The organism is Streptomyces sp. NPDC093591 (assembly GCF_044764885.1).
GTDB lineage: Bacteria > Actinomycetota > Actinomycetes > Streptomycetales > Streptomycetaceae > Streptomyces.
This window is the reverse complement of record NZ_JBIWIY010000006.1, coordinates 1-26,024: the sequence shown is the minus strand read 5'-3', so window position 1 is coordinate 26,024 and position 26,024 is coordinate 1. Positions and strand designations below refer to the sequence as shown.

Below are 26,024 nucleotides of genomic sequence, written 5' to 3'. Positions count from 1 at the left end.
CAGCAACGAGCCGGGGTGACATGGCGCACCCCGGCTCGTTTACGGCACCCGCACGGCCGTACGCTGTTCAGCCTGACGCGTCCGTATATCGGGATCGGGTCGGCTGAGTTGCCTGCGTGTTAACGCGGTTCGCGTGTGTATGTACGGCTATGACACCGCTATGGCACCGCCTCCGGCGGAACGACTTGCGCCGGTGCGGGGCGTCTGATCGATACGGCCTCCGCGAAGTGACAGGCCGAGGCGTGCGCTTCGGGTCCGCTCGCCTCCACGAAACGCGACGGCACCGCGAGCGGCGGTGCCTCCGAGGCGCACCGTTCCCGCGCCTTCCAGCAGCGGGTGCGGAAGCGGCAGCCGGAGGGGACGTTCGTCGGGGACGGGACGTCGCCCGCGAGGATGATGCGCTCGCGGTGTTCACGGGCCGCGGGGTCGGGGACGGGGACCGCGGAGAGCAGCGCCTGGGTGTAGGGGTGCGTGGGGTGGTCGTAGATCTCGGCGTCCCTGCCGATCTCCACGATCCGGCCGAGGTACATCACCCCCACCCGGTCGGAGATGTGACGGACGATCGACAGGTCGTGGGCGATGAAGACGTAGGAGAGGTCGAACTCGTTCTGCAGCCGGTCCATCAGGTTGATGACCTGGGCCTGGACGGAGACGTCGAGGGCGGAGACGGGTTCGTCGGCGACGATGACCTCGGGGCGCAGCGCCAATCCCCGTGCGATGCCGATGCGTTGGCGCTGGCCGCCGGAGAACTGGTGCGGATAGCGGTTGATGTACTCGGGGTTGAGGCCGACCACGTCCAGCAGCTCGCGCACCTTGCGGCGGCGGTCGCCCTTCGGGGCCACCTCGGGGTGGATGTCGTACGGCTCGCCGATGATGTCGCCCACCGTCATACGGGGGTTGAGGGAGGTGTACGGGTCCTGGAACACCATCTGGATGTTGCGGCGTACGGCCTTCAGGGCGCGGCCGGACAGCCGGGTGATGTCCTCGCCCTTGTACTTGATCGAACCGGCCGTCGGGCGCTCCAGGTTGACCAGCATCTTGGCGACCGTGGACTTGCCGCAGCCGGACTCGCCGACGATGCCGAGGGTTTCCCCGGCGTGGAGCGTGAAGTCGACGCCGTCGACGGCCTTGACCGCGCCGACCTGCTTCTTGAACAGGACGCCCCGGGTGAGCGGGTAGTGCTTGACGAGGCCGCTGACCTGCAGGATCGGCTCGGCCGACGAGGAACTAGCCATGCAGGCACTCCCTCCAGAAGTGGCAGGCACTGCCCCGGGCCGTGTCCGAGTCGGTGACCTCGTACAGCGGGGGTACCTCCGTGCGGCACAGGTCCTGGGCCAGGGGGCAGCGGGGGTGGAAGGCGCAGCCCGGGGGGATGTCCATGAGGTTGGGGGGCAGGCCCTTGATGGCGTAGAGCTCCTGGCCCTTCTGGTCCAGCCGCGGGATGGAGTCCAGCAGGCCTCGGGTGTACGGGTGGGCGGGTGCCTTGTAGAGGGCGTGGACCGGCGCGGACTCGACGATCCGGCCCGCGTACATCACGGCGATCTTGTCGGCGACGTCGGCGACCACGCCGAGGTCGTGGGTGATGAGGATCAGCCCCATGCGGTACTCGCGCTGCAACTCGGCGAGCAGCTCCATGACCTGGGCCTGGACGGTGACGTCGAGGGCGGTGGTGGGCTCGTCGGCGATGATCAGCGCGGGTTCGAGGGCGAGGGCCATCGCGATCATGATGCGCTGGCGCATACCGCCGGAGAACTGGTGCGGGTACTGCCGTACGCGCTCCCTCGCGGCCGGGATCCGCACCCGGTCCATCAGCTCGACGGCCTTCGCCCGGGCGTCCTTCCTCGACATCCCCCGGTGCACGACGAACATCTCGCCGAGCTGGTCGCCGACGGTCAGTACGGGGTTCAGCGACGACAGGGCGTCCTGGAAGATCATCGCCATCTCGGCCCCGCGGACCTTGCGCCGCTCCTCTTCTTTCAGCTTGAGCAGGTCGCGCCCCTGAAAGAGGATCTCGCCCCCGGTGATCCTTCCGGGCGGCATGTCCAGGATCCCCATCACGGCCTGCGCGGTCACCGACTTCCCGGACCCGGACTCCCCTAGCACGGCGAGCGTCTCCCCCGCGTCCACGCCGTAGTTGACGCCGTTGACGGCTTGGGCGACCCCGTCCCGGGTCCTGAACTCCACTCGCAGATCACGCACTTCGAGCAGCATGACGCCGGCTCACCTCACTTCGCATCGAGGGCGTCGCACGGAGGCGTCCCGCCGAGTGGCACGGACACCAGGACCGGGCCGCCCCCCGGCCTGCGGCCGCCGGACACGACCGACCGCCCGGAGACCGGCCGCCGCACGACCACTCCACCCGCCGGCCTGCACGACCGGGCCGGTCGGCGGACGGGTGACGGGCGGGTGTGGGACTGAGGGCGGGGGGTGGTCGGCGGACGGGTGCTGGTCGGCGACCAGACGGAGGACCAGCGGCTGGACACCGGCCGACGGCCCGGCGCCGGACGCAAGACGGGCGCCCCGTGCAGGACTGACACCCGAATGCCGGACCGACGGCCTGATGCTGGGCCGCGACCCGCACACCGGTCGGCGGCCGAGCGCCGCACCGGCGACCACCCGCAAGACCAGCAGCCGGACAAGGGACCGACGGACGGACACCGCCCCCGGCAGCCCAACGCAGGACCAGCAGTTGGACATCCGTCGGCGGGCCAGCGCCAGGCCCACAGCCGGACGCAAGGCAGGCACCCCGTACGGGACCGACAACCGAATGCCAGATCGACGGCCTGACGCCGGGCCCCGAGCCGGACACCGGTCGACGGCGAGCGCCACACCGGCAACCACCCGCAAGACCAGCAGCCGGACAAGGGACCGACGGACGGACACCGCCCCCGGCAGCCCAACGCAGGACCAGCAGTTGGACACCCGTCGACGGCCCAGCGCCAGGTACAGAACTGGCGGTCGACAGCCGTCGGGCGATGTGCAGCCGCATCGGTTGGTCGGGGGGCCGGGCGACCGGACGTGGGGCGGGGGTGGCGACGGCCGGGGCCGTGGGCGGTGGTCGCAGCCGGGATGCGGGGCGGGGTGCCGTCGCCTCCCCCGCACGACCCGTGTCGCCGCGCAGCGCATGCCCGTCACCTCAGCTTCGGGTCAAGGGCGTCGCGCACCGCGTCGCCCAGCATGATGAAGGCCAGCACCGTGATCGCCAGGGCGCCGGAGGGCCACAGGAGGGCGTGGGGGGCGTTGCGGATGTAGGGGGAGGCCGCGGAGATGTCGATGCCCCAGGAGACGCTCGGGGGTTTCAGGCCCACGCCGAGGTAGGACAGGGTCGCCTCCAGGGCGATGTACGTGCCGAGTGCGATGGTGGCGACCACGATCACGGGGGCGATGGCGTTGGGCGCGATGTGGCGCAGCAGGAGGCGGGAGTTGGAGGCGCCCAGGGCGCGGGCGGCCTGCACGTAGTCGTTCTGTTTGGCGGTGATGACCGCGCCGCGCGCGATGCGGGAGATCTGCGGCCAGCCGAGCAGCACGATGAAGCCGATGACCGGCCAGACGGAGTTGCTGGTGACCACCGACAGCAGGACCAGCCCGCCGAGGATGACCGGGATGGCGAAGAAGACGTCGGTGACGCGGGAGAGCACCGAGTCCCACAGGCCGCCGAAGAACCCGGCGAGCGCGCCCAGCACCGAGCCGAGGACCGCGACCCCGAGCGTGGCGCATACACCGACCGTGACGGACGTACGGGCGCCGTGCACGGTGCGCGTGTAGACGTCGCAGCCCTGGCCGTCGTAGCCGAAGGGATGGCCGGGCGCGGAACCCTGCTGGGCCTTGGCGAGGTCGCACTTGAGAGGGCTTCCGGGGGCGATCGACGAGGGCCAGAAGGAGATGAAGAGCAGGAAGAGGATGATCAGGGCGGAGACGAGGAAGACGGGGTTGCGGCGCAGGTCGCGCCAGGCGTCGGACCACAGGCTGCGGGGTCGTCCGGTGGAGGTGGCCGAAGGGTCGGGTACGAGTTCCTTCCGGCCCTGGTCCCCGGGGCCGCCCGGAGCACCCGCCGCCGTCCCCGCCCCGCCCGCTGTCGGATCCGGCGCGCCGCCCGTGCCGCTGCCGGCGATCGCGCCCTCGAACTCCAACGGCCGGTCAGGCATAGCGGATCCTCGGGTCGAGTACGGCGTACAGGAGGTCGACGACCAGGTTGCACAGGAGGAAGACGAGGACGAGGACCGTCACGAAGCCGACGACCGTCTGCGTGTTCTGGCGCAGGATGCCCTGGTAGAGCTGGTAGCCGACGCCGTGGATGTTGAAGATGCGCTCGGTGACGATCGCGCCGCCCATGAGGAACCCGATGTCGGCGCCGATGAAGGTGACGACGGGGATGAGGGAGTTGCGGAGAAGGTGGCGAGTGACGACTCGGTGCCTGGGCAGGCCCTTGGCGATGGCCGTACGGACGTAGTCGGAGCGCCGGTTCTCCGCGATGGAGGTGCGGGTCAGGCGGGTGATGTACGCGAGGGAGACCGAGGCGAGGACGAGGCCGGGGACGATCAGCTCGTCGAAGGGGGCTGCCGTCGAGACGGAGGGTCGGATCCAGTCGCGTTCCACGCCCAGCAGCAGCTGGAGCAGCAGGCCGGTGACGAAGGTGGGGACGGAGATGACGACGAGGGTGAGGAGCAGGACGCCGGTGTCGACGGGGTGGCCGCGGCGCAGCCCGGTGATGACGCCCAGGGTGATGCCGATGAGGACCTCGAAGCAGATCGCCACGATCGTGAGCCGGATGGTGACCGGGAAGGCCGTCGACATCAGCTCGGTGACTTCCTGGCCGTTGAAGGCCGTACCGAAGTCTCCGGTGAAGACGTTCCCCATATAGGTCAGGTACTGCTGCCACACGGGCTGGTCGAGGCCGAACTCCTTCTTCAGCTGGGCGGCCGTCGCCGCGTCGCACTGCCGGTCGCCGCACAGGCCCGCGACGGGGTCGCCCATCACGTTCACCATGAGGAAGATCAGCAGGGTCGACCCGATGAACACCGGGACCATCTGCACCAGGCGCCGGACGACGTACCGCCCCATGACCGGCTCAGCCGACCTTGATCTGGTCGTAGACGGGGACGCTGAACGGGTTGAGGGTCACGTTCGACAGCCGCTCGGACCAGCCGGCGCTGCCGTTCTGGTACCAGAGCGGGATGGCGGCCATGTTGTCCCGGACGACCTCCTCGGCCTTCTGGAACATCTCCACGGCCTTGGCGGGGTCGGTCTCGGCGTTCGCCCGGTCGACGAGCCGGTCGAACTCCTCGCTCGACCACTTGCCGTCGTTGGAGGAGGCGTTGGTGTAGTAGAGCGGCTGGAGGAAGTTCTGGGTGAGGGGGTAGTCCATCTGCCAGCCCGCCCGGAACGGTCCGGAGAGCTTCTGCGTCGTGGACTTGCTGCGGAAGTCGGCGAAGGTGCCGATCGGGTTGCCGACGCAGGCCCGGTCGTTGTCCAGGGCGTTGTTGATGGAGTTGCAGACGGCGTCCACCCACAGCTTGTGGGAGCCGGTGTCCGCGTTGTACGTGATCTTCACCTGGCCGCCGGGAAGACCGCCGCCCTCCTCGATCAGCTTCTTGGCCGCGGCGGCGTCGTACTCGCACCACTCACCACACAGCCCCTCCTTGTAACCGCCTTCCGCGCCGAGGACGGGTGAGGTCCAGTCGGTGGCGGGGGTGCGGGTCTTCTGGAAGATGGTGTCGGTGATCTGCTCGCGGTCGATCGCCCGGGACAGCCCCTTGCGGACCTTGACCGAGCCGGCCTTGTTCCAGTTCTTGTCGTAGAAGGGGAAGGCGAGCGTCTGGATGATGCCGGCGGGGGTGTTGAGGTAGCGGTCGCCGAGGTCGCTCCGGACGTTCTTCAGCTGCTGGGCCGGTACGTCGTCGACGAGGTCGAGGTTGCCGGCCATCAGGTCGGTGTAGGCCGTGTTGTTGTCCGTGTAGACCTTGAGGGTGACGCCGCCGTTGCGCGCCGCGTCCTCGCCCGGGTAGGCGTCCCACTTCGTCAGGCGCATCTCGGAGCCCTTGGTGTACGACTGCACGGCGTACGGGCCGTTGCCGACCGGCTTGGCCAGCCAGCCGTCGTGGTCCTCGTAGAACGCCCGGGGCAGCGGGACGAAGGCGTTGTAGCCGAGGGTGTCGGGGAAGCTGGAGAACTTCTGGCTGAGCCTGACCGTGAAGGTCCGCTCCCCCGTGACCTTCAGCCCGGACATCGTCTCGGCGCTCTGTGCGCCCTTGGCGGGGTGGACCTTGTCGTAGCCCTCGATGTAGCTGAAGAAGTAGGCGTTCTTCTGGTTGTTCCTCAGGCTCGCCCCGTAGTTCCAGGCGTCCACGAAGGACTTGGCGGTGACCTTCTCGCCGTTGCTGAAGGTCCAGCCGTCCTTGACGGTGACGGTGTAGTTCCGCGAGTCGGAGGTCTCGATCTTCTCGGCGAGCATGTCCTCGGCCTCGCCGGTCTTCGGGTCGTACTGCTTGAGCCCGCGGAAGATCATGGAGAGCACCTTGCCGCCCTGCACCTCGTTGGTGTTGGCCGGCTCCAGCGGGTTCTGCGGATCGGTCCATGAGGAGCTGAGCACCGCGCCGCCGTCACCGCCGCTGTCACCTCCGCCTCCGCAGGCCGTCGCCGCGAGCGCGACCGCCACGGCGCATGCGGCCCATCCGGCGTTCGTGGCTCCACGCATGGGTGCCTCCTCTGGTCCTGATCCGTTACGGGCCAATATCGAGCCAAAAGGCACATACCGCACACGGGTTCCGGCCAATGGAGCAACGCGCCATCCGGATGCACGCATCGACGCGGCATCCGCACGAGCGACGAAACGGACTTCTTCCACCGAGACACCCGCCGGGGTCAGTGGATCTTCCGTGTACCGCGCAATGGATCTTCACGTTCCGATGCAGAACCGTTGGATTTCGACCCCCCGATGTACGCATTTCGGCACCTGACCGTCCGCATAACGAACTCATTGCCCGATTAGTCCAATTGGCCCGAGTCAAGGCACGACTCGATTACGTTGCGCTACCCGCGTAGCTACGGAATGGTAAAGGCAGGGTAAAAAACGTAAAGAGACAACCAAGTCGCCCGAGAATTTATTGACCTTGAATGAATTGCGTTGAAAAAGTCCGGCGTAGCCCGTAGGGGAGCGTGCCCTGCGGAGTCATCAGACCCTCCCTTGGGCCAGGAGCACCATGACCCCCCCAACTCCATCAGCGGCTGCCCCGCTTGAGACGACTGACGAGAGCATCGAGAAGTCGCCTTCGCCCTCCACCCATAAGGGCAACGAGAGCCGCTCGCCTGGACGACTGGCGTGGACCCGCTTCAAGCGGGACCGCACGGGCGTCATATCGGCGTACATCGTGATCTTCTTCTTCGTGATCGCGCTCGCCGCTCCGCTCATCGCGAAGCTGTACGGCAAGGATCCGTACACCACCTACGCGAGCCAGCGGCCGGAGCTGCTGAACGCCTTCTCCTACCCGGCGGGTCCGAACGGCGGCATCAGCTCGGAGTTCTGGTTCGGCATCGAGCCCCAACTCGGCCGTGACGTCTTCACCTTCCTGCTCTACGCCATCCGCACCTCGCTGGGCATCGCCCTCGCGGCCACGCTGCTCACCGTGTTCCTCGGTGTGGTCATCGGCGTCACCGCGGGCTATCTCGGCGGCAAGACGGACTACCTCGTGGGCCGGTTCATCGACATCCTTCTGTCGTTCCCGTCCACCCTCTTCTTCATCGCTTTCATGCCGGTCGTGTACGGGCTCTTCGTCGCCCCCGACGAGGACATCCCGACCTGGCTGCGGGCCACCGGCCTGATCATCGTCCTCTCCTCCTTCGGCTGGGCGTCCATCGCCCGACTGCTGCGCGGCCAGGTACTCGGCCTGCGCGAGCGGGAGTTCGTCGAGGCGGCCAAGGTCACGGGCGCATCACCGCGGCGTATCGTCTTCAAGGAACTGCTGCCCAACCTGTGGACGCCGATCATCATCCAGTCCACGCTGATGCTCCCGGCGTACGTCACCGCGGAGGCGGGTCTCGCCTTCCTCGGGGTCGGCATGATCGACCCGACCCCGGACTGGGGCGTCATGATCCAGCGGGGCGCAATGTTCTACACCGAGGACATCACCTTCATGCTCTTCCCGGGTATGTCCATGGTGATCTTCGTTCTCGCGTTCAACCTGCTCGGCGACTCGGTACGCGACGCACTCGACCCCAAGTCCAAGCGCTGACTCCGGCTCTTCAGGACCACGGCAAAGGAGCCGGGGTGCCGGAACTCTCTCATCAACTCCCTCTTTCCAAGGCAGGAAGCCATGTCCTTCTCCCGTAGAAACTTCCTCATCGCCACCGGCGTCGCCGCGGCGTCGACCTCGGTGCTCAGCGCCTGCAGCAGCGGCAACGAGGGCGGCTCCGGGCAGAACGACGCGCCCAAGGTCAGCGGCTCCAAGACGATCGACATCCCGGTCGGCACCAAGGCCGACTCGACCGGTCCGGCCCCCGAGGTCAAGGGCGCGGTCAAGGGCGGGACGATCTACTCGCTCCAGCAGTTCGACATGGACCACATGGACCCGGCGCAGATCTACAACTCGACCGAGGGCGCCATCACCGTCCCGATCATGCGCGGTCTGACCGGCTACAAGCTGGACGACAAGGGCGGCGCCGTCCTGGTCGGCGACGCCGCCACGGACGCCGGCACGATGAAGGACGGCGGCAAGACCTGGTCCTTCACCATGAAGGACGGCCTGAAGTGGGAGGACGGCTCCGACGTCTCCATGGACGACGTCCGCCACACCTTCGAGCGCCTCTTCGCCACCTTCATCACCGAGGGTCCCCGTTACGTCCAGAACTGGCTCGAGGGCGGCGAGAAGTACAAGGGCCCGTTCGACGGCAAGAGCCTCGACTCCATCGAGATCGACGGCAAGACCGTCACCTTCCGTCTCAACGAGGCCCGCGCCGACTTCAACTACACGCTCGCCATGCGTGGTTACTCCCTGGTGCCGAAGAAGCACGACACCAAGGAGAAGTACGACAAGCGCCCGTTCTCCTGCGGTCCGTACAAGATCGACAGCCGCAGCATCGGCAAGACGCTGACCTACGCGCGCAACGAGCACTGGGACCCGAAGACGGACTCGATCCGCAACGCCTACCCGGACAAGTACGTCTTCCAGATGGGCTTCGAGCTGGTGGCGTCGACCGACCGCTGGATCGCGGACCAGGGCAACGACCAGTACGCGGTGCCGATCTTCAACGAGGTTGCGCCCGAGCGTGTCGCCCAGGTCCTGACCAACCCCGAGATGAAGAAGCGCGTCCTCACTTCGGTCGACACGGCCACCTACTACTGGCCGATCAACATGACCCGCATCAAGGACCTCAAGGTCCGCCAGGCCATCAACTACGCCTGGCCGCACCAGCAGATCCAGACCATCAACGGCGGTAAGGCCACCACCGAGATCGCCACCACGATCCTCGCGCCGGTGACCCCCGGCTACACCAAGTTCGATCTGTACGGCGTCGACAAGAAGCCGGGCGGCAACCCCGAGAAGGCCAAGGCCCTGCTGAAGGAGGCCGGCAAGCTCGGCCAGAAGCTGGTTATCGCCTACCAGCAGTCGGACACCCAGGTGAAGGTCGCCGTCGCCATCAAGAACGCCCTGGAGGCGGCCGGCTTCACTGTCGTCAACAAGCAGGTCGACAAGTCGACCTTCTACACGCAGATCGGCAAGATCGACAACGACTTCGACCTGTTCGCGGCCGGCTGGAGCCCGGACTGGCCGAACGGCTACTCGGTCTTCTACCCCTGCTGGAGCGGCAAGAACATCGGCGACGGCCGCAACAACTACGCGCAGCTGAACGACCCGGGCGTCAACAAGGCGATCGACGCGGCCTCCAAGATCGCGGACGTGGACGAGGCCAACAAGGCCTGGGGCAACATCGACAAGATGGTCGGCGAGCTGGCCGCGGTCGTTCCGGACTACCACAAGATCCGCAACTACCTGTACGGCTCCAAGGTCGGCAACGTCATCTGGGACGGCGCCAACACCTGCGTCGCGCTCTGCAAGCTCTACGCCAAGAAGTAAGCAAGCACGACTCGTCGGGGCGGCCATCCCGCATGGCCGCCCCTGCGGCCCACCCCCCTCTACTTCCCTCCCGGCGACGGCGCCCCGTCCGGAAAGTCACGCCTCATGTTCCGCTTCCTTGTCCGCCGAGTCATCGGCGCGCTGGTCATTCTGTTGATCATCAGCGCCATCACCTTCTGGCTCTTCTACGCCGTGCCGCGTGACCCCGCCATGATGTCCTGCGGCAAGAACTGCACGCCTGAGGCCCTCGAGCAGATCCGGAAGAACTTGGGCATCGACAAGCCCATCCCGGTCCAGTACTGGCTGTGGCTCGTCGGCATCTTCGCCGGGCGGAACTACCCCGGCTACGACTATTGCAACGCACCCTGCCTCGGCTACTCCTTCGCCAACCGAGAGCCTGTCTTCGACACGATCATGGACCGGCTGCCGACGACCCTGTCGCTCGCCTTCGGCGCGGCCGTGGTCTTCCTGATCCTCGGTATCGGCGCGGGCATGCTCGCGGCTCTCAAGCAGGGCCGGTTCCTGGACAAGTTCGCCAGCTCGGTTTCGCTGCTCGGCTCCTCGCTCCAGATCTACTTCGTCGGCTACATCGCGATGTTCTTCTTCGTCGCGCAGCTGGGGTGGCTCGACCAGCCGCAGTACACGCCCCTCACCGAGAACCCGGCCGCCTGGTTCTCCGGACTCCTGCTGCCCTGGCTGGTCCTCGCGATCATCTTCACCGCCAACTACACCCGTATGACACGCTCCCAGTTGGTCGAGCAGCTGAGTGAGGACTACGTCCGCACGGCCCGGGCCAAGGGCCTGTCCCGGTCGAACGTGTTCTTCCGGTTCGCCTGGCGCGGCGCGATGGGCCCCATTGTCACGGTGTTCGGTATCGACCTGGGCGTGCTCATCGGTGGCGCGATCATCACCGAGTCGACCTTCAGTCTCCAGGGCATCGGCCGGCTCGCGGTGAAGTCCGTGGACCAGAGTGACCTTCCGATGCTGCTGGGTGTGACCCTCCTCGCGGCCGGCGCGATCGTCTTCTTCAACATCGTCGTCGACGCCGTCTACGCCCTCATCGACCCGCGGATCCGGCTCGCCTGACCTCCGCCCCCACCGTGTCCCTCCCACCCGCCCCACCCGGCGGTCCCCTCGCATCACCCCCCAGGAGCGTCCCCGTGACGAGCACCGATCAACAGCCCTTCCTCTCCGTCAGGGACCTTCAGGTCCACTTCTCCACCGAGGACGGCATCGTCAAGGCCGTCGACGGGCTCTCCTTCGATCTCGCCAAGGGCCAGACACTCGGCATCGTGGGTGAGTCGGGATCCGGCAAGTCCGTCACCAACCTGACGATCCTGGGCCTGCACGACCCCCACCGCACCTCGATCGACGGTGAGATCCTGCTGGACGGCAAGGAGCTGCTCGCCGCCTCCGAGAAGGAACTCGAGCGGCTGCGCGGCAACAAGATGTCCATGATCTTCCAGGACGCGCTTGCCTCGCTGTCGCCGTACCACACCATCGGCACCCAGATCGGCGAGACGTACCGCAAGCACACCGGTGCCTCCAAGAAGGAGGCCCGGGCGCGGGCGATCGAGATGCTGCGGCGGGTCGGGATCCCCCAGCCGGACGTCCGGGTGGACGACTATCCGCACCAGTTCTCCGGCGGTATGCGCCAGCGCGCGATGATCGCGATGGCGCTGGTCTGCGACCCCGAGCTGCTCATCGCAGACGAGCCGACCACGGCCCTGGACGTCACGGTCCAGGCCCAGATCCTGGACCTGCTCAAGGAGCTCCAGCAGGAGTTCGGCACGGCGATCATCTTCATCACGCACGACCTCGGGGTCATCGCCGACATCGCGGACGACGTGCTGGTGATGTACGGCGGCCGGTGCGTGGAGCGGGGCACCAAGCAGGAGGTGCTGCGCACCCCGCAACACCCCTACACGCTGGGCCTGATGAGCTCCATGCCGAGCCTCGACGGCCCGGTCGACGTGCCGCTGGCGCCGATCCCGGGTTCGCCGCCCTCCCTGCTCAATCCGCCCTCCGGCTGCCGCTTCCACCCGAGGTGCACCTTCACCGAGAAGGTCGCGGGCGGGCTGTGCTCCACGGAGCGGCCGGTGCTGGACGTGGTGGAGGGCCGGGGTTCCGCCTGCCACCTCCCGATGGAGCAGCGCGCCGACCTCTTCGCCGACTTCGCCGGATCCCGGCACTGACTGACGTACACGAGACGGGACTTCACCATCATGAGCAACGCGCAACCGCTCCTGGACGTCAGCGGTCTGACCAAGCACTTCCCGATCAAGGGCGGCTTTCCGATCAAACGCACGGTCGGCGCCGTCAAGGCCGTGGACGGTCTCGACTTCCAGGTGGCCGAGGGCGAGGCCCTCGGTCTGGTGGGCGAGTCGGGCTGCGGCAAGTCGACCACCGGCCGGCTGATCACCCGGCTCCTGGAGCCGACCGGCGGCAAGATCTCGTACCGCGGCCAGGACATCACGCATGCGGGGCGCAAGCAGCTGGCGCCGGTCCGCTCCGAGATCCAGATGATCTTCCAGGACCCTTACGCGTCCCTGAACCCGCGCCAGACGGTCGGCAAGATCATCGTGGGCCCGATGGAGATCAACGGCATCAACCCGGCCGGCGGCCGCGAGAAGCGCGTCCGTGAGCTGCTGGAGATCGTCGGCCTCAACCCCGAGCACTACAACCGCTTCCCGCACGAGTTCTCCGGCGGCCAGCGCCAGCGCATCGGCGTCGCCCGTGCCCTGGCTCTGGAGCCGAAGCTGATCGTCGCGGACGAGCCGGTGTCGGCCCTCGACGTCTCCATCCAGGCTCAGGTCGTGAACCTGCTGCAGAAGGTCCAGCAGGAGCTGGGCATCGCCTTCGTCTTCATCGCCCACGACCTCGCCGTCGTACGGCACTTCTCGCAGCGCGTGGCGGTCATGTACCTCGGCAAGATCGTCGAGATCGCCGACCGCGACGACCTGTACGGCAACCCGCGCCACCCCTACACCCGGGCGCTGCTGTCCGCCGTACCCGAGGCGACCGCGGACGACACCCCCGCCCGCGAGCGCATCCGCCTCCAGGGCGACGTCCCCTCGCCCATCAACCCGCCCTCCGGCTGCCGCTTCCGCACCCGCTGCTGGAAGGCGACGGAGAAGTGCGCGACCGAGGCCCCGCCGCTGGTCCAGACCGAGGGCAACAAGCCCGGCCATCTGACTGCCTGCCACTATCCGGAGACGGACGCGGCAGTCGGCGCGGCCGGTCTCTCCAAGGACCCCCAGGCAGCGGCCTGAGACACCCCTTTTTTCGGCAGCCACCGCTCGGGTGAACGGACCGTCACCGGCCCGTTCACTCGAGTCCATGAACATCCGGTTCCAGGTGAACGAGGGCCCGTGCCTCCCAGCGCGGGCCTTTACTTTGTGGTGCACCTCCTTCAAATCCCGCTGAGAAGCTCAAATGTCCCTCAACCTTCTTGCGCCTTGATCAAGTCGACGAAAAGATCGTTTTGCACACGGGTCCCACAACTTCAGCGAACGCCGTGGGTGCATTCCAGCTCAAGAGCGTGACAACCGGGAAGTGTCTCCAGTGGAATGGCCTGAACAAGGCCATTACTCTTGCCACGTGCAAGGAGAAGTACTCCCAGTATTGGGCGACCTACGGGACACAGATCGCCAGCCTTGAAAACAATCTCGGCGGCTACTGCTTTGGCACAGCAAAAAGCATGGAGAAGGCCCCGGTTGGCCGCGCTTGCTACCAGGCTCCTGGCCTGAGGGGAAACGACCTGCGCTACAACCACAAGACCTACCTGGCGTCAGCGGGGCTGGGATGGCCCACCTGCTACATAAAGGTCGTCAGCGGCAAGGCGAAGTGCGGCAAGAGGACCAGCGACCTGAAGTACATGAAGTGGGTCGTCATGGCCTGACCTTCCTCGAGGCAGCCGCACAGCCGAATGTACGCCAATAGGAGATCCGGGCAGGAGAAACTCGGATCTCCTATTGGCCACACGACCAATATGCCCCCTTCTCACTGTTGCCTTGATAACGCGCAGTGGAAGTTCATCGCTTGATTTTCTCCATGCAGGAGCAAAACACAATGGACTGAAGCCCGCTTTATCCGCAGGCCGGTACACCAGAATCCGCGAGCAGGCCCGCATCGCTGTTTATGCCCATGCCGGTGACTTCTTGCTGTTTCTGGCCGGCCCGAGCTACGGCACGCTGCTGGACGTGGCGGCCGCCACCGCCCGTATCGTCGCGGACTCGACGTTCGAGCAGGCTGCGGAGTGGGCGAGTGTGCCTCCGTGCCCGGGCCACCGAGGAGGACGCCTACGCGATCTTCGCGCCACTGGACGGCCGCGACGGCTGACAGCCGGCCGAGGTCAGGGCAACTCCCCCGCGGTCCAAGTACGTTGGGCCGATGCCCCTTCATCTGCGCGGCACCGTCCTCCCCGACGGTGCCACCCGCGACCTCTGGCTCCTCGGCGACCGCATCACCTTCGACCGCCCGTCGGCCGTCGAGGCGGAGACGGTGGCCGACGGCGGCTACCTGCTTCCGGGACTGGTCGACGTGCACACGCATCCCGGGTCCCCGTCCGAGAGCGAACCGGCCTTCTCCCCCGAGGCCTTCGCAGAGCAGATCGCCGCGCACCGGGACGCCGGGACGACGGCGTTGCGGTTCCCGGGGCTGCTGGGCGAGATTCCGGACGCGATGTGCGAGGCGCCCGACTCGCCGCGCATGATCACGGCCGGGCGCTGGCTGGCCTGGGCGGGCCTGTCGCGGAGTGCCGACTTCCACACCGTCACCGATGACCTCGTCGCCGCAGCCGTCGCCGAGGCCAAGGCCCACGACGGCTGGTGCAAGCTCATGGGCGACTGGGACTTCGAGGCGGACCCGGTGCCGTACGACCTCCTGCGCACCGTGACCGACGCGGTGCACGCGGCCGGGGGGCGGGTCGCCGCGCACTGCCAGTCGGCGCGGGGAGCGCTCAACGCCGCTCGTGCCGGGATCGACTCGATCGAACACGGGATGGGGATGCCGGAGGAGTGCGTGGCGCTGATGGCCTCCCACGGGGCCGTCTACGTCCCCACCCTCACCGCCTTCGCCCGCAGCGCACCCAGCATCAAGGACAACCCCCGCGGCCGCCTCTGGCACGAGGGCCACCGCATCATGATCCGCCGGGTCCGCGAGGCCCACGACGCCGGTGTCCACGTCCTCGCCGGCACCGACTCCGCCCCCTTCGGCAACGTCGCCACCGAGGTCGAGCACCTCATCGCCGCCGGCCTGCCCACCGACGTGGCGGTGGGCGCGGCGAGTTGGGCGGCGCGGGACTTCCTAGGGCTGCCGGGGCTGGTCGAGGGCGGGTTCGCCGACGTCACCGTGTACGACGCGGATCCGCGCCGGGAGCCGGGGGTGCTGCGGCATCCGCGGCGCATTGTGCTGCGGGGGCGGGTCGTGCGCTGAGCCGGGGACGAAACCGCCATGGGATACGGGGAGTTGTGGCACACTGCCGCGATGGTCGATCGGTCGTTCGCGGATCTCTCGCTCGCCGAGCTGTACGACACCCTCAACCCCTGGGGACCGGGTGATGACTTCTACCTCGGACTCGTCATGTCCGCCGACGCCGTCCTCGACGTGGGGTGCGGTACGGGGCAGTTGCTCCGACGGGCTCGTGCCGAAGGTCATCGCGAGCGCCTCGTCGGGCTCGACCCGGCTGCCGCCATGCTGGTGCAGGCGCGGCAGCACGGCGCCGACGTCGAATGGGTGCTCGGGGATCTGCGGACACGGCAGTGGTACGCGGAGTTCGATCTGGTCGTGATGACCGGCCACGCCTTTCAGGTGCTCGTCCGTGACGAGGAGTTGCGCCGCTCGCTGCGTGCCGTGCGCGCGGCGCTCGCCGACGGCGGGCGGTTCGTGTTCGAGACGCGGAACCCGGGGGCGCGGGCCTGGGAGGCGTGGACGCCCGAGCGGGTGCGGGAGGTCACCGACGCGGACGGGCGCGCCGTCCGTGTGTGGCACGAGGTCGCGCGGCCCGTCCTCGGGGATCGGGTGACGTTCACGGAGACCTTCGACAGTGCCGCCTGGCAGCAGCCGCTCGTCAGCCGCACCACCCTGCGCTTCCTCGGCCCCTACGCCCTGGACGGGTTCCTCCACGAGGCCGGACTCACCGTCGTCGAGCGGTACGGCGACTGGGGTCGAGGGCCGCTGACCCCCGCCAGCCCCGAGATCGTCACCGTGGCCCGGGCCGACTAGCTGTATTGATCACGAGCGTTGTTGACGCTTGCCGGACTTGATCATGGCGAAGACCTCCGGTGTGGTGGAGCTGTCCAGGACTGCACTGCACGGAGGTCTTCGTGTCCCACCGTAATGCCCGGCTGACCGTCCATGGCAGGCGGCTGCTGGTCGAACGTGTCCGCTCAGGGCGTCCGGTCGCCCATGTCGCCGCTGAGATGGGTATCTCCCGCGCCACGGCCCACAAGTGGATCCGGCACTGACGATCCGAGGGCGAGCCGGGCCTTGCCGACCGCTCCAGCAGGCCGCGCACGACGCAACACCGCACTGCGCCAAGCGTGGAGGCGCACGTCTGCCAACTGCGGCAGGCTCGCAAACTCGGCCCGGCCCGCCTCGGGCCGGTCCTGGGCCTGCCCGCCTCCACCACCCATCGCATCCTGGTCCGCCACGGCCTGAACCGGCTGGCCCACCTGGACCGGCCCACCGGGCAGGTCATCCGCTGCTACGAACGCGCCCGGCCCGGCGAACTCATCCACGTGGACGTCAAGAAACTCGGCCGGATCCCCGACGGCGGCGGCCACAAAGTCCTGGGCCGCCAGGCCGGCCGCGCCCGCCGCAGCAGCGTGGGCTTCGACTACGTCCACTCCGCCGCCGACGACCACAGCCGCCTGGCCTACAGCGAGATCCACCCAGACGAGAAGGCCACCACCTGCGCAGCCTTCCTGCGCAGGGCCGCCGCCTTCTTCGCCGCGTCGGACATCGACCGCATTGAACGAGTCCTGACCGACAACGCCTGGCCCTACCGCAAGAGCTTCGCCTGGCACCAAGCCCTGGCCGACCTCGGCGCGACAGGCAAACTCACCCGCAGCTACCGGTCCCAGACCAACGGCAAGGTCGAACGCTTCAACCGCACCCTGCTCGACGAATGGGCCTACCTACGGCCCTACACCAGCAACGCCGAACGCACCGAAGCCCTGGCAGACTTCCGCCACACCTATAACCACCACCGCTGCCACACCGCACTCGGCGGCCACCCACCCATCACCCGCGTCAACAACACTCCGGGTCAATACACCTAGCGCCTGTCCGCGTCCTCCTCCAGCGCCGCCAACGCCGGATCCAGCACGATGTCCTCCTCCCGCGCCTCGATCGTCGGCTCCTCCGGGAAGTGGCAGGCCGTCAAGTGGCCCGCGTGGTTGCCGGAGATCTGGATCAGCGGCGGTTCCTCGGCCGCGCACTTGTCCTGTGCCTTCCAGCAGCGGGTGCGGAAACGGCAGCCGGAGGGCGGGGAGATGGGCGACGGCACGTCACCGGCCAGGCGGATCCGCTCCCGCTGAGGCACCTCCTCGCCGTCTTCGCCGGCCACGTTCACCTCGGGCACCGCGGACAGCAGGGCGTGGGTGTAGGGGTGTCGGGGGCGGGTGTAGATGGAGTCGCGGTCGCCGACCTCGATCACCTTGCCGAGGTACATCACCGCCACGCGCTGGGAGAAGTGACGGACCACCGCCAGGTCGTGGGCGATGAACAGGAAGGCGATGCCCAGCTCCTGCTGGACCTTCTGGAGCAGGTTCACGACCTGCGCCTGGATGGAGACGTCGAGGGCCGACACCGGCTCGTCCGCCACGATCAGCTTCGGTTCCAGGGCCAACGCCCGTGCCACGCCGATACGTTGGCGCTGGCCGCCGGAGAACTCGTGCGGGAAGCGGTTGTAGTGCTCCGGGTTGAGGCCGACGATCTCCAGCAGCTCTCTGACCCGTTTCTCCCTTCCCCCCTCGGGCTCGATCCCGTTGATCTCCATCGGACCCGAGATGATCTTGCCGACCGTCTGACGCGGGTTCAGCGAGGAGTAGGGGTCCTGGAAGATCATCTGGATCTCGGAGCGGACCGGCGCCATCTGCCTGCGCGTGGCATGCGTGATGTCCTTGCCCCGGTAGGAGATGCGGCCGCCCGTCGGGTCCAGGAGTTTGGTGATCAGCCGGCCGGTCGTCGACTTGCCGCAGCCCGACTCCCCCACCAGGCCGAAGCTCTCGCCGACGTGCACGGTCAGGTCGATGCCGTCCACCGCCTGCACCTGGCCGACGGTCCGCCGGATCGGGAAGCCGCCCTTGACCGGGAAGTGCTTGACGAGCTTCTCCACCACCAGCAGCGGTTCACCGGGTTCGTCGGTGGCGGCATCGCGGGGTGCGGGGAGGACGAGGTCCTCTGTCATAGCCGTAGTCCTCCTCAGACGGGGCCGATCGGGGGGCACTAGCGCAGTCGGGGTTTGATCTCTTCGATGAAAATGGTCCGCTTGTCGTCCGCCGTCAGATGGCAGGCCGAGGAGCGGTCCGGGCCGAGCAACGGCACCTCGGTGACACAGCGGGCGCCGCCGACCCGGCCCCGGAAGGTGCAGCGGGGGTGGAAACGGCAGCCGGAGGGCGGGTGGAGCAGCGACGGCGGGGAGCCGGGGATGGGGGCCAGCGGGGCGTGCGGGTCCGAGTCCAGGCGGGGCATCGAGTTCAACAGGCCCCAGGTGTACGGGTGTTGCGGCGCCCTCAGCACCTCGCGCACCGAGCCGCGCTCCACCGCGCCGCCCGCGTACATCACCATGATGTCGTCGGCCATGTCGGCGATGACCCCGAGGTCGTGCGTGATGAAGATGATCGCCGAGCCGAACTCCTGCTGCAGGTCCTTCAGCAGGTCCAGGATCTGGGCCTGGACCGTGACGTCCAGGGCCGTGGTCGGCTCGTCGGCGATCAGCAGGTCGGGGTCGCAGACCAGCGCCATGGCGATCATCGCGCGCTGGCGCATACCGCCGGAGAACTGGTGGGGGTAGTCCTTCGCCCGCTGCCTGGGGTTGGGGATGCCGACCTTCCCCAGCATCTCCACCGCCCGCTCCCAGGCCACCTTCTTCGAGGCGCGCATGTGCTTCATGTACGGCTCGGCGATCTGCCGGCCCACCGTGTAGTACGGCGACAGCGCGGTGAGCGGGTCCTGGAAGATCATGGCGACCTTGTTGCCGCGCAGCTTCTCCAGCTCGGACTCGCGGGCGGTGGTCAACTCCTGGCCCTCCAGGAGGATCTCCCCCTCGACGGTGGTGAACATCGGGTTGTGCAGCCCGAGGATCGTCAGGTTCGTCACCGACTTCCCCGAGCCCGACTCGCCCACGATGCCCAGCGTCCTGCCGCGCTCCAGGTCGAAGGAGAGCCCCTCCACGGCCCGTACGACGCCGTCCTCGGTCTGGAAGCTGACGTGCAGGTCCCGCACCGACAGGAACGCGTCCGCGCCCGCCGGGACAGGGGCCCCGGCCTCCTTGGTCACAGTGGTCACGTCAGTGCTCCTCAGACAGGTCCTCTGGAACAGGTTCCCCGGCGCGGGCTAGGCCAGCCGCACGCGCGGGTCGATGAAGGCGTACGCGGCGTCGACGACGATGTTGCAGAGCAGGATCATGGTGGCGGAGAACAGCATCACGCCCAGCAGCAGCGGCAGATCGCTGAAGAACACCGACTCCACCGCCAGCCGGCCGAGCCCCGGAAGTCCGAAGGTGTACTCCGTGATGATGGCACCGCCGAGCAGCGATCCGAGGTCGATGCCGAAAATGGTGACGATGGGGATCAGCGAGCCGCGCCAGGCGTAGCGGAAGAAGACGTACCGCCGGGACATGCCCTTCGCCCGGGCGGTGCGGACGTGCTCCTCCTGGAGCTGCTCGATCATCGACGAGCGCGCCATACGGGTGTACTGCGAGGCGAAGATCGTGGAGAGCACCACCCAGGGCAGGAGCAGGCCGGTGAACCAGGCCACCGGGTCGGCGGTGAAGTCGTTGTAGGCGGGCTTGTCGAGGACCTGGGTCTGGTAGACGAGGACCGCCAGGGCCAGCGGGCCGAGGAAGTAGATCTGCATCGAGCTGATCACCATGGCGCCGGCCGTGAAGGTCTTGTCGACGATCGTGCCCCGCTTCCAGGCGGCGATCAGGCCGGTGCCCAGGCCGATGACCAGGAAGCAGACGGCCCCGCCGAGGGTGAGCGAGACGGTGGTGGGCAGGCGGTCCATCAGGGTGCCCCAGACCTGTTCGTTGGAGTGGTACGAGTACCCGAAACAGGGGGCGGGGCACGGCCCTTGGGCGAAGTCGTCGCTGCCCATGACGAGGTTGTGCAGGAAGATCCAGTACTGCTCGGGGATCGGCTTGTCGAGGCCGAGCACATGACGCAGGTTCTCGAGGTTGGCCGGGGTGCACGTCTTGCCGCACATCAGCAGGGCCGGGTCGCGCGGCATTCCGAAGAACAGCAGGAACGCGACGATGCTCAGCAGGAAGAGGATGACGACGGCGCCGAGGGACCGGCGGACGAGGAAGCGCAGCATGGCAGAGGCAGCTCTCAACGGGCCGGAGGGCATCCGGCGCACACAGTCGCGGGCGCGCCGGATGCCGGGCGGGCGGGGTTACTTGACGTACAGGCGGCGCGGGTCGACGCCGCCGATGACGTCGTCGTAGACGAGGCCGCCGATCTTGGATCCGGCGATCTGGACCTGCTTGTAGTAGGCCGTCGGGACGATGTTGACGACGTCCTTCACGATGTACTCGCCGAGCTTCTCCCACTCGCTCGCGGCCTTGGCCGGGTCGGCGATCCGGCTGATGCGGTCGATCTCACTGTTGATCCTGGGGTCGTTGATCTGCGAGTAGTTCTGCGCGCCCTCGGCGATCGCCCGGCCGTCGTACAGCGGCGGGATCACGGTCGAGGCGGACGGCCAGTCGGCGCCCCAGGAGGTGTGGAAGATGTCGTAGTTGTTGTCGAGCTTGCTGACCTGGTCGAAGTACGTCTCGGCCGGGATCTCCTGGCGCTGTACGTCGAAGCCGGCCTTCTCCAGGCCCGCCGCCATGGCGGTGGAGTACGCCTGGCCCTCCTGGGAGTTGATGTAGCCGAAGGTCAGCTTCGTGCCGACCTTGCCCGCCTCCTGGAGGATCTTCTTGGCCTTGGCGGGGTCACCCGCGGGGTTCTTCTTCTTGCCCCACGGGTCGAAGGACGGGTCGTAGCCGCTGACGGTCGGGCTGATGATGCCGCCCGCGACCTCCATCGCGGCACTGCCGCCGAAGGCCCGCACGAACGGTGAGACCGGCAGGGCGTAGGCGATGGCCTCGCGGACCTTCTTGTCCTGCATCGCCTTGTGACTGGTGTTGATGTTGATCTGACCGACGTACGGCTGGTAGCCGATGACCGTGCGGGACTTCATCTTCGGATCGTTCAGGACCTTCGACAGGTTGCCCGCGTCGACCGAGTTCTGCCAGCTGACGGCGGTCCGGTCGGTTCCCCCGTCGGCGATGAGGGCCTTGGTGGAGTCCTCGTACTGCTGGTTGAAGGTGATGTTGAACCGGTCGACGTACTGGTGGCGGATCGGGTCGGTCGCCGGGTCCCAGTTGGTGTTCTTCACCAGCACCATCGACTTGCCGGACTTGAAGGACTGGATCTTGTACGGCCCGGACACCACGGGGTCCTTGTCGTACTTCTCCTTGGTGTCGCCCTTCTGGGAGACGACCGCGTAGCCCGCCATCGCCAGCGCGTACGGCAGGTCGGGGTGCGGCTTCTTGAACTTGAAGACGACGGTCTTCGCGTCCGGTGTCTCCAGAACGCTGTCCGGCAGGTGCTTGCCCTTGAAGGGGCCGTCCGGCAGCAGCTTGCGGTAGTCGGAGCCCGGGGTGTCGGCCAGCCACTGCTGGACGTACGGCGGGCCCTGGTTGATGAAGGGGGCGAACTGCCGCTCGAAGGTGTGCCGGATGTCCGCGGAGGTGATCGCGGAGCCGTCCTCGAACTTGATGCCGTCCTTGAGCGTGTACTTCCAGGTCTTGCCGCCGTCCGTGGTGGTGCCGGAGTCGGTGGCGAGGTCGCCGACGACCTCGTGCTTGCTGCCGTCGTCGCTGGTCGCCTTGTAGCCGGTCAGCCCTCGGTGCAGCAGCAGGGCGACCTGCATCTCGTTGAACACATAGATCTGGGCCGGGTCGAGGTGGGCGTAACTGTCGCGGGCGGGCACCGAGATGGTGCCGCCGGGCTTGGCGCCCGGGACCTCGGGGGCAGGGCCCTTGGAGGCCGCGGCGTCGCCGAACTTGATCAGCGCCTTCTGCCGTTCGGCGTTCTCCTGCTGCTCCTTGTCGTTGGTGCCGCTCTTGCTGCCGCCCGAGCTGCACCCGGTCAGCACGAGTGCCGCGGCCGCGAGCACCGAGACCACGGCGTGTACGTGGCGTCCGCTCCTGCTCATCACTCGGTTTCCACCCATCTGTCGTCACCAGTGCGAAGGAACCCAGACCTTGGAGAACCTTGCAGGTCAGCTGGTCAGCGTGGTCAGCGCGCCGTCTTGGGGTCGAAGGCGTCCCTGACGGAGTCCCCGAGCAGGTTGAACGCCACGATGAAGACGATCATCGAGATGCCGGGGAAGAACATGTAGGTGATGTCGTTCTGCATCACGAGCTCGGTGGACGCCTTGGCGAACATCTGCCCCCAGTCCGGCGTCGGTTCGACGATGCCCACGCCGAGGAAGGACAGACCGGCCTCGGCGGTCACGAAGTTGGGGAGCATGTAGGTGCCCTGCACGAGGATCGGCGTGACCACGTTCGGCAGGATCTCCTTGCGGATGATCCGCCCCGGCGGGGCCCCGCTGACCTTGGCCGCCTCGATGAACTCCCGCTCCCGCAGGGCGAGTGTGGTGCCTCTGAGGACCCGTCCGAGACTCATCCAGCCGAGGAACCACTGCACGAGGATGAGGGCGACGACCCGGACGTAGACCGGGGTCTCGTCGCGCGGACTGACGAACAGTGAGACGACCACGGGCATGCTGGCGATGAAGAACAGCTGGGCCGGGAAGGCGAGGAGGAAGTCGATGACCCGGCTGATCCAGTAGTCGGCCTTGCCGCCGAGGTAGCCCGCCGTGACGCCGAGGAGGATCCCGGTGAGGACCGTCGCCAGCGTGACGGCGACGGAGATCATCAGCGAGGTGCGGATGCCGTAGAGGAGCTTGGTGAAGACGTCGTAGCCGTTGCCCGGTTCGAGGCCGAACCAGAACTCGCCGCTGATGCCGCCGTTGGGCTGCACGGGTACGCCCGCGCTGTCGAAGAGCTCGGGGCGCTCGTCGGCGTAGACCGTGTACGGGTCCTTGCCGTACAGCTTGGAGATCACCGGGGCGAGCAGCCCGATCAGGAAGAAGAACAGGACGACACAGGCCGAGATCACGCCGGTGCGGTCGCGCTTGAAGCGGATCCACATCAGTTGGCCGGGCGACCGGCCGACTAATCGCTCCACCTCGGTCTTCGCCGGTGGCTGTGGTTCGCCGTCCGCGACGACCGGGGTCCCTTCGCCCTCAACGCCGATAGGACTTGTCACAGTTCGTCCGTTTCACAGGTGTGGGTGTACAGACGTCTGGCCCGAGCTTGCCGCTAACTATCTGCCATGAGCCAACTACCGACTACCGTCTTTTCAATTTCGATTCAGTCACAGCTGACGCATGGCAAAGCATGAAAAAGCCCGGGTTCCCCCGTGTTGGGGAACCCGGGCTCAACTACCCGATGATCAGCCGTGCTTGGCGCGGCTCGCGGCACGGGCGCGCTCGCGGGCGTCCAGGTTCACCTTGCGGATACGGACCGCCTCCGGGGTGACCTCGACGCACTCGTCGTCGCGGCAGAACTCCAGGGACTGCTCCAGCGACAGCTTGCGCGGCGGGACGATCGACTCGGCCACATCGGCCGTGGAGGACCGCATGTTGGTGAGCTTCTTCTCCTTGGTGATGTTGACGTCCATGTCGTCGGCGCGCGAGTTCTCGCCGACGATCATGCCCTCGTACACCTCGGTGCCGGGCTCGACGAACAGCACACCGCGCTCCTGGAGGTTCGTCATCGCGAACGCGGTGACGGCACCGGAGCGGTCGGCGACCAGCGAGCCGTTGTTGCGGGTCTGCAGGGTGCCGAACCAGGGCTCGTGGCCCTCGTGGATGGAGTGCCCGATGCCCGTACCGCGGGTCTGGGTCAGGAACTCGGTCCGGAAGCCGATGAGACCGCGCGACGGCACGACGAACTCCATGCGCACCCACCCGGAGCCGTGGTTGGACATGTTGTCCATACGGCCCTTGCGGACACCCATCAGCTGCGTGACGGCGCCCATGTGCTCCTCGGGCACGTCGATGGTCATGCGCTCGACGGGCTCGTAGACCTTGCCGTCCACGTCCTTCGTGACGACCTGCGGCTTGCCGATGGTCAGCTCGAAGCCCTCGCGGCGCATCTGCTCGACCAGGATGGCCAGCGCCAGCTCACCACGGCCCTGCACCTCCCAGGCGTCGGGGCGCTCGGTGTCCAGGACGCGGAGGCTGACGTTACCGATCAGCTCGCGGTCGAGGCGGTCCTTGACCTGGCGGGCGGTGACCTTGCGGTCCTTCACCGCCGCCTTCGCGTCGGCACCCTTGCCGGTGCCGCCACGGCCGACCAGCGGGGAGGTGTTGGTGCCGATGACCATGGAGATCGCGGGCTCGTCGACGGTGATGAGCGGCAGCGGGACCGGGTTCTCCGGGTCGGCCAGGGTCTCGCCGATCATGATGTCCGGGATACCGGCGACGGCGCAGATGTCACCGGGACCGGCCTTCTCCGCCGGCTTGCGCGTCAGCGCCTCGGTCATCATCAGCTCGGAGATACGCACGTTGGTGACGGACCCGTCGCGCTTCATCCAGGCGACGGTCTGCCCCTTCTTCAGCTCGCCCTGGTGCACGCGCAGCAGCGCGATACGGCCGAGGAAGTTGTCGGCGTCGAGGTTGGTGACGTGCGCCTGGAGCGGGGCGGCGTCGTCGTACGTCGGGGCCGGGATGTGCTCCAGGATCGTCGAGAAGAACGGCTCGAGGCTGGTCGAGTCGCTCGGTACGGTCCCGTCCGCCGGCTTGGTCAGCGACGCGATGCCGTCACGGCCGCACGCGTAGACGATCGGGAACTCGATCTGCTCCTCGTCGGCGTCCAGGTCGAGGAAGAGGTCGTAGGTCTCGTTGACGACCTCGTCGATACGGGCGTCGGGCCGGTCCGTCTTGTTGATGCAGAGGATGATCGGCAGCCGGGCCTGGAGGGCCTTGCGCAGCACGAACCGGGTCTGCGGGAGCGGGCCCTCGGACGCGTCGACGAGCAGCACGACGCCGTCCACCATCGACAGACCACGCTCGACCTCGCCACCGAAGTCGGCGTGGCCGGGGGTGTCGATGATGTTGATGGTGATGACGTCCCCCCCGTCCTTCGGGTGGTACTTCACCGCCGTGTTCTTGGCCAGGATCGTGATGCCCTTCTCACGCTCCAGGTCGTTCGAGTCCATCATGCGGTCGTCGACGCCTTCGAGCTGGTGGGCGGCGAAGGCACCGGCCTGCTTCAGCATGCCGTCGACGATGGTGGTCTTGCCGTGGTCGACGTGGGCGACGATAGCGACGTTGCGGATGTCGTGGCGCGTGGCCATATTGCGGCGTTCTCCCGGAGTGTGAGGATGGCCTGCGCGTCTGTCTGTGTGACGCGGGCCCTGCCGGGCTTGACACGCCACGGCCTCACCCCATGGTACGTGTCCGCTCCCACTGGGGCTCGCCGGGCTATGTCGGCGCAGGTGGGGGCGGCTTTGGGGCGCCCCCGCCGCCCCTACCCGTCCCGTCCTCAAGGGGCGCTGCCCCTTCGACCCCGCTCCCAGGGGGCTCCGCCCCCTGGACCCCCGCTCCTCAAACGCCGGAGGGGCTGAGTTTTTCAGCCCGTCCGGCGTTTGAGGACGAGGCCCGAAGGGC

The 26,024-nt window shown here is 67.7% G+C and carries 19 protein-coding genes and 1 pseudogene; 9 read left to right on the top strand and 11 right to left on the bottom strand.

Annotated features, from left to right (window positions below; translation table 11 throughout):
• Window positions 1–158 precede the first annotated feature (158 nt).
• From ACIREI_RS14325 to ACIREI_RS14305, 5 genes are all read right to left on the bottom strand, one after another.
• Window positions 159–1,235 (bottom strand): ABC transporter ATP-binding protein, encoded by a 1,077-nt coding sequence (locus tag ACIREI_RS14325; protein WP_403332075.1) that lies wholly within the window; start codon window positions 1,233–1,235, stop codon window positions 159–161.
• Entirely contained in the window at window positions 1,228–2,211 is a 984-nt protein-coding gene (locus ACIREI_RS14320) for an ABC transporter ATP-binding protein (RefSeq protein ID WP_403332072.1), read from the bottom strand. Before ACIREI_RS14320 ends, ACIREI_RS14325 begins: the two co-directional genes overlap by 8 nt.
• A 920-nt stretch (window positions 2,212–3,131) precedes the next feature.
• On the bottom strand, window positions 3,132–4,145 hold the full coding sequence (locus ACIREI_RS14315; RefSeq protein WP_403332069.1) for an ABC transporter permease: 1,014 nt from the start codon (window positions 4,143–4,145) through the stop codon (window positions 3,132–3,134).
• Window positions 4,138–5,061, bottom strand: coding sequence for an ABC transporter permease (locus tag ACIREI_RS14310; protein ID WP_403332066.1), 924 nt, complete (start codon window positions 5,059–5,061; stop codon window positions 4,138–4,140). The genes ACIREI_RS14315 and ACIREI_RS14310 overlap by 8 nt, the downstream gene beginning before the upstream one ends.
• A 7-nt stretch (window positions 5,062–5,068) precedes the next feature.
• Complete coding sequence (locus tag ACIREI_RS14305; protein ID WP_403332063.1) at window positions 5,069–6,694, bottom strand: ABC transporter substrate-binding protein; 1,626 nt, start codon at window positions 6,692–6,694, stop codon at window positions 5,069–5,071.
• A 505-nt stretch (window positions 6,695–7,199) separates the two neighbouring features.
• Here ACIREI_RS14305 and ACIREI_RS14300 point away from each other — a divergent pair.
• From ACIREI_RS14300 to ACIREI_RS14260, 9 genes and pseudogenes are all read left to right on the top strand, one after another.
• Entirely contained in the window at window positions 7,200–8,228 is a 1,029-nt protein-coding gene (locus ACIREI_RS14300) for an ABC transporter permease (RefSeq protein WP_403332061.1), read from the top strand.
• An 81-nt stretch (window positions 8,229–8,309) separates the two neighbouring features.
• Entirely contained in the window at window positions 8,310–10,070 is a 1,761-nt protein-coding gene (locus ACIREI_RS14295) for an ABC transporter substrate-binding protein (RefSeq protein WP_403332058.1), read from the top strand.
• Window positions 10,071–10,175: 105 nt separating this feature from the next.
• The gene (locus ACIREI_RS14290; RefSeq protein WP_403332055.1) at window positions 10,176–11,156 is read left to right on the top strand and encodes an ABC transporter permease; all 981 of its coding nucleotides are present in this window, start codon (window positions 10,176–10,178) and stop codon (window positions 11,154–11,156) included.
• Between the two features lie 74 nt (window positions 11,157–11,230).
• Complete coding sequence (locus tag ACIREI_RS14285; protein ID WP_403332053.1) at window positions 11,231–12,265, top strand: ABC transporter ATP-binding protein; 1,035 nt, start codon at window positions 11,231–11,233, stop codon at window positions 12,263–12,265.
• 30 nt (window positions 12,266–12,295) lie between these two features.
• The gene (locus tag ACIREI_RS14280) at window positions 12,296–13,342 is read left to right on the top strand and encodes an ABC transporter ATP-binding protein (protein WP_403332050.1); all 1,047 of its coding nucleotides are present in this window, start codon (window positions 12,296–12,298) and stop codon (window positions 13,340–13,342) included.
• 245 nt (window positions 13,343–13,587) lie between these two features.
• Complete coding sequence (locus ACIREI_RS14275) at window positions 13,588–13,971, top strand: hypothetical protein (protein WP_403332047.1); 384 nt, start codon at window positions 13,588–13,590, stop codon at window positions 13,969–13,971.
• Window positions 13,972–14,462: 491 nt separating this feature from the next.
• Window positions 14,463–15,506, top strand: a complete 1,044-nt coding sequence (locus ACIREI_RS14270) for an amidohydrolase family protein (RefSeq protein ID WP_403332044.1) — start codon at window positions 14,463–14,465, stop codon at window positions 15,504–15,506.
• 51 nt (window positions 15,507–15,557) lie between these two features.
• Window positions 15,558–16,295, top strand: a complete 738-nt coding sequence (locus tag ACIREI_RS14265) for a class I SAM-dependent DNA methyltransferase (RefSeq protein ID WP_403332042.1) — start codon at window positions 15,558–15,560, stop codon at window positions 16,293–16,295.
• Window positions 16,296–16,396: 101 nt separating this feature from the next.
• Window positions 16,397–17,353, top strand: a pseudogene (locus tag ACIREI_RS14260) (IS481 family transposase).
• On the opposite strand, the gene ACIREI_RS14255 reads toward ACIREI_RS14260, so the two are convergent.
• The 6 genes from ACIREI_RS14255 to typA form a co-directional block, all read right to left on the bottom strand.
• Window positions 17,350–18,483 (bottom strand): ABC transporter ATP-binding protein, encoded by a 1,134-nt coding sequence (locus ACIREI_RS14255; RefSeq protein WP_403332039.1) that lies wholly within the window; start codon window positions 18,481–18,483, stop codon window positions 17,350–17,352. The pseudogene ACIREI_RS14260 and the gene ACIREI_RS14255 sit on opposite strands and share 4 nt — an antisense overlap.
• Before the next feature lie 38 nt (window positions 18,484–18,521).
• Window positions 18,522–19,583 carry an ABC transporter ATP-binding protein gene (locus tag ACIREI_RS14250; protein WP_403332036.1) on the bottom strand — a complete coding sequence of 354 codons (1,062 nt, stop codon included), beginning with the start codon at window positions 19,581–19,583 and terminating at the stop codon, window positions 18,522–18,524.
• A gap of 48 nt (window positions 19,584–19,631) precedes the next feature.
• The gene (locus tag ACIREI_RS14245; RefSeq protein WP_403332932.1) at window positions 19,632–20,612 is read right to left on the bottom strand and encodes an ABC transporter permease; all 981 of its coding nucleotides are present in this window, start codon (window positions 20,610–20,612) and stop codon (window positions 19,632–19,634) included.
• A gap of 78 nt (window positions 20,613–20,690) precedes the next feature.
• Window positions 20,691–22,499: an ABC transporter substrate-binding protein gene (locus ACIREI_RS14240; protein ID WP_403332033.1), complete on the bottom strand. Its 1,809-nt coding sequence runs from the start codon at window positions 22,497–22,499 to the stop codon at window positions 20,691–20,693.
• Window positions 22,500–22,582: 83 nt separating this feature from the next.
• A complete protein-coding gene (locus tag ACIREI_RS14235; protein WP_403332030.1) occupies window positions 22,583–23,617 on the bottom strand; it encodes an ABC transporter permease in 1,035 nt (344 codons plus the stop codon).
• A gap of 186 nt (window positions 23,618–23,803) precedes the next feature.
• On the bottom strand, window positions 23,804–25,711 hold the full coding sequence (typA, locus tag ACIREI_RS14230) for a translational GTPase TypA (RefSeq protein ID WP_403332027.1): 1,908 nt from the start codon (window positions 25,709–25,711) through the stop codon (window positions 23,804–23,806).
• Between the last annotated feature and the right edge of the window lie 313 nt (window positions 25,712–26,024).

What these genes read in the sequence shown, in the direction of transcription:
- ACIREI_RS14325 (WP_403332075.1), bottom strand. Translation starts at nt 1,235, where the DNA reads ATGGCTAGTTCCTCGTCGGCCGAGCCGATCCTGCAGGTCAGCGGCCTC.
- ACIREI_RS14320 (WP_403332072.1), bottom strand. Translation starts at nt 2,211, where the DNA reads ATGCTGCTCGAAGTGCGTGATCTGCGAGTGGAGTTCAGGACCCGGGAC.
- ACIREI_RS14315 (WP_403332069.1), bottom strand. Translation starts at nt 4,145, where the DNA reads ATGCCTGACCGGCCGTTGGAGTTCGAGGGCGCGATCGCCGGCAGCGGC.
- ACIREI_RS14310 (WP_403332066.1), bottom strand. Translation starts at nt 5,061, where the DNA reads ATGGGGCGGTACGTCGTCCGGCGCCTGGTGCAGATGGTCCCGGTGTTC.
- ACIREI_RS14305 (WP_403332063.1), bottom strand. Translation starts at nt 6,694, where the DNA reads ATGCGTGGAGCCACGAACGCCGGATGGGCCGCATGCGCCGTGGCGGTC.
- ACIREI_RS14300 (WP_403332061.1), top strand. Translation starts at nt 7,200, where the DNA reads ATGACCCCCCCAACTCCATCAGCGGCTGCCCCGCTTGAGACGACTGAC.
- ACIREI_RS14295 (WP_403332058.1), top strand. Translation starts at nt 8,310, where the DNA reads ATGTCCTTCTCCCGTAGAAACTTCCTCATCGCCACCGGCGTCGCCGCG.
- ACIREI_RS14290 (WP_403332055.1), top strand. Translation starts at nt 10,176, where the DNA reads ATGTTCCGCTTCCTTGTCCGCCGAGTCATCGGCGCGCTGGTCATTCTG.
- ACIREI_RS14280 (WP_403332050.1), top strand. Translation starts at nt 12,296, where the DNA reads ATGAGCAACGCGCAACCGCTCCTGGACGTCAGCGGTCTGACCAAGCAC.
- ACIREI_RS14270 (WP_403332044.1), top strand. Translation starts at nt 14,463, where the DNA reads ATGCCCCTTCATCTGCGCGGCACCGTCCTCCCCGACGGTGCCACCCGC.
- ACIREI_RS14265 (WP_403332042.1), top strand. Translation starts at nt 15,558, where the DNA reads ATGGTCGATCGGTCGTTCGCGGATCTCTCGCTCGCCGAGCTGTACGAC.
- ACIREI_RS14255 (WP_403332039.1), bottom strand. Translation starts at nt 18,483, where the DNA reads ATGACAGAGGACCTCGTCCTCCCCGCACCCCGCGATGCCGCCACCGAC.
- ACIREI_RS14245 (WP_403332932.1), bottom strand. Translation starts at nt 20,612, where the DNA reads ATGCTGCGCTTCCTCGTCCGCCGGTCCCTCGGCGCCGTCGTCATCCTC.
- ACIREI_RS14240 (WP_403332033.1), bottom strand. Translation starts at nt 22,499, where the DNA reads ATGAGCAGGAGCGGACGCCACGTACACGCCGTGGTCTCGGTGCTCGCG.
- typA (WP_403332027.1), bottom strand. Translation starts at nt 25,711, where the DNA reads ATGGCCACGCGCCACGACATCCGCAACGTCGCTATCGTCGCCCACGTC.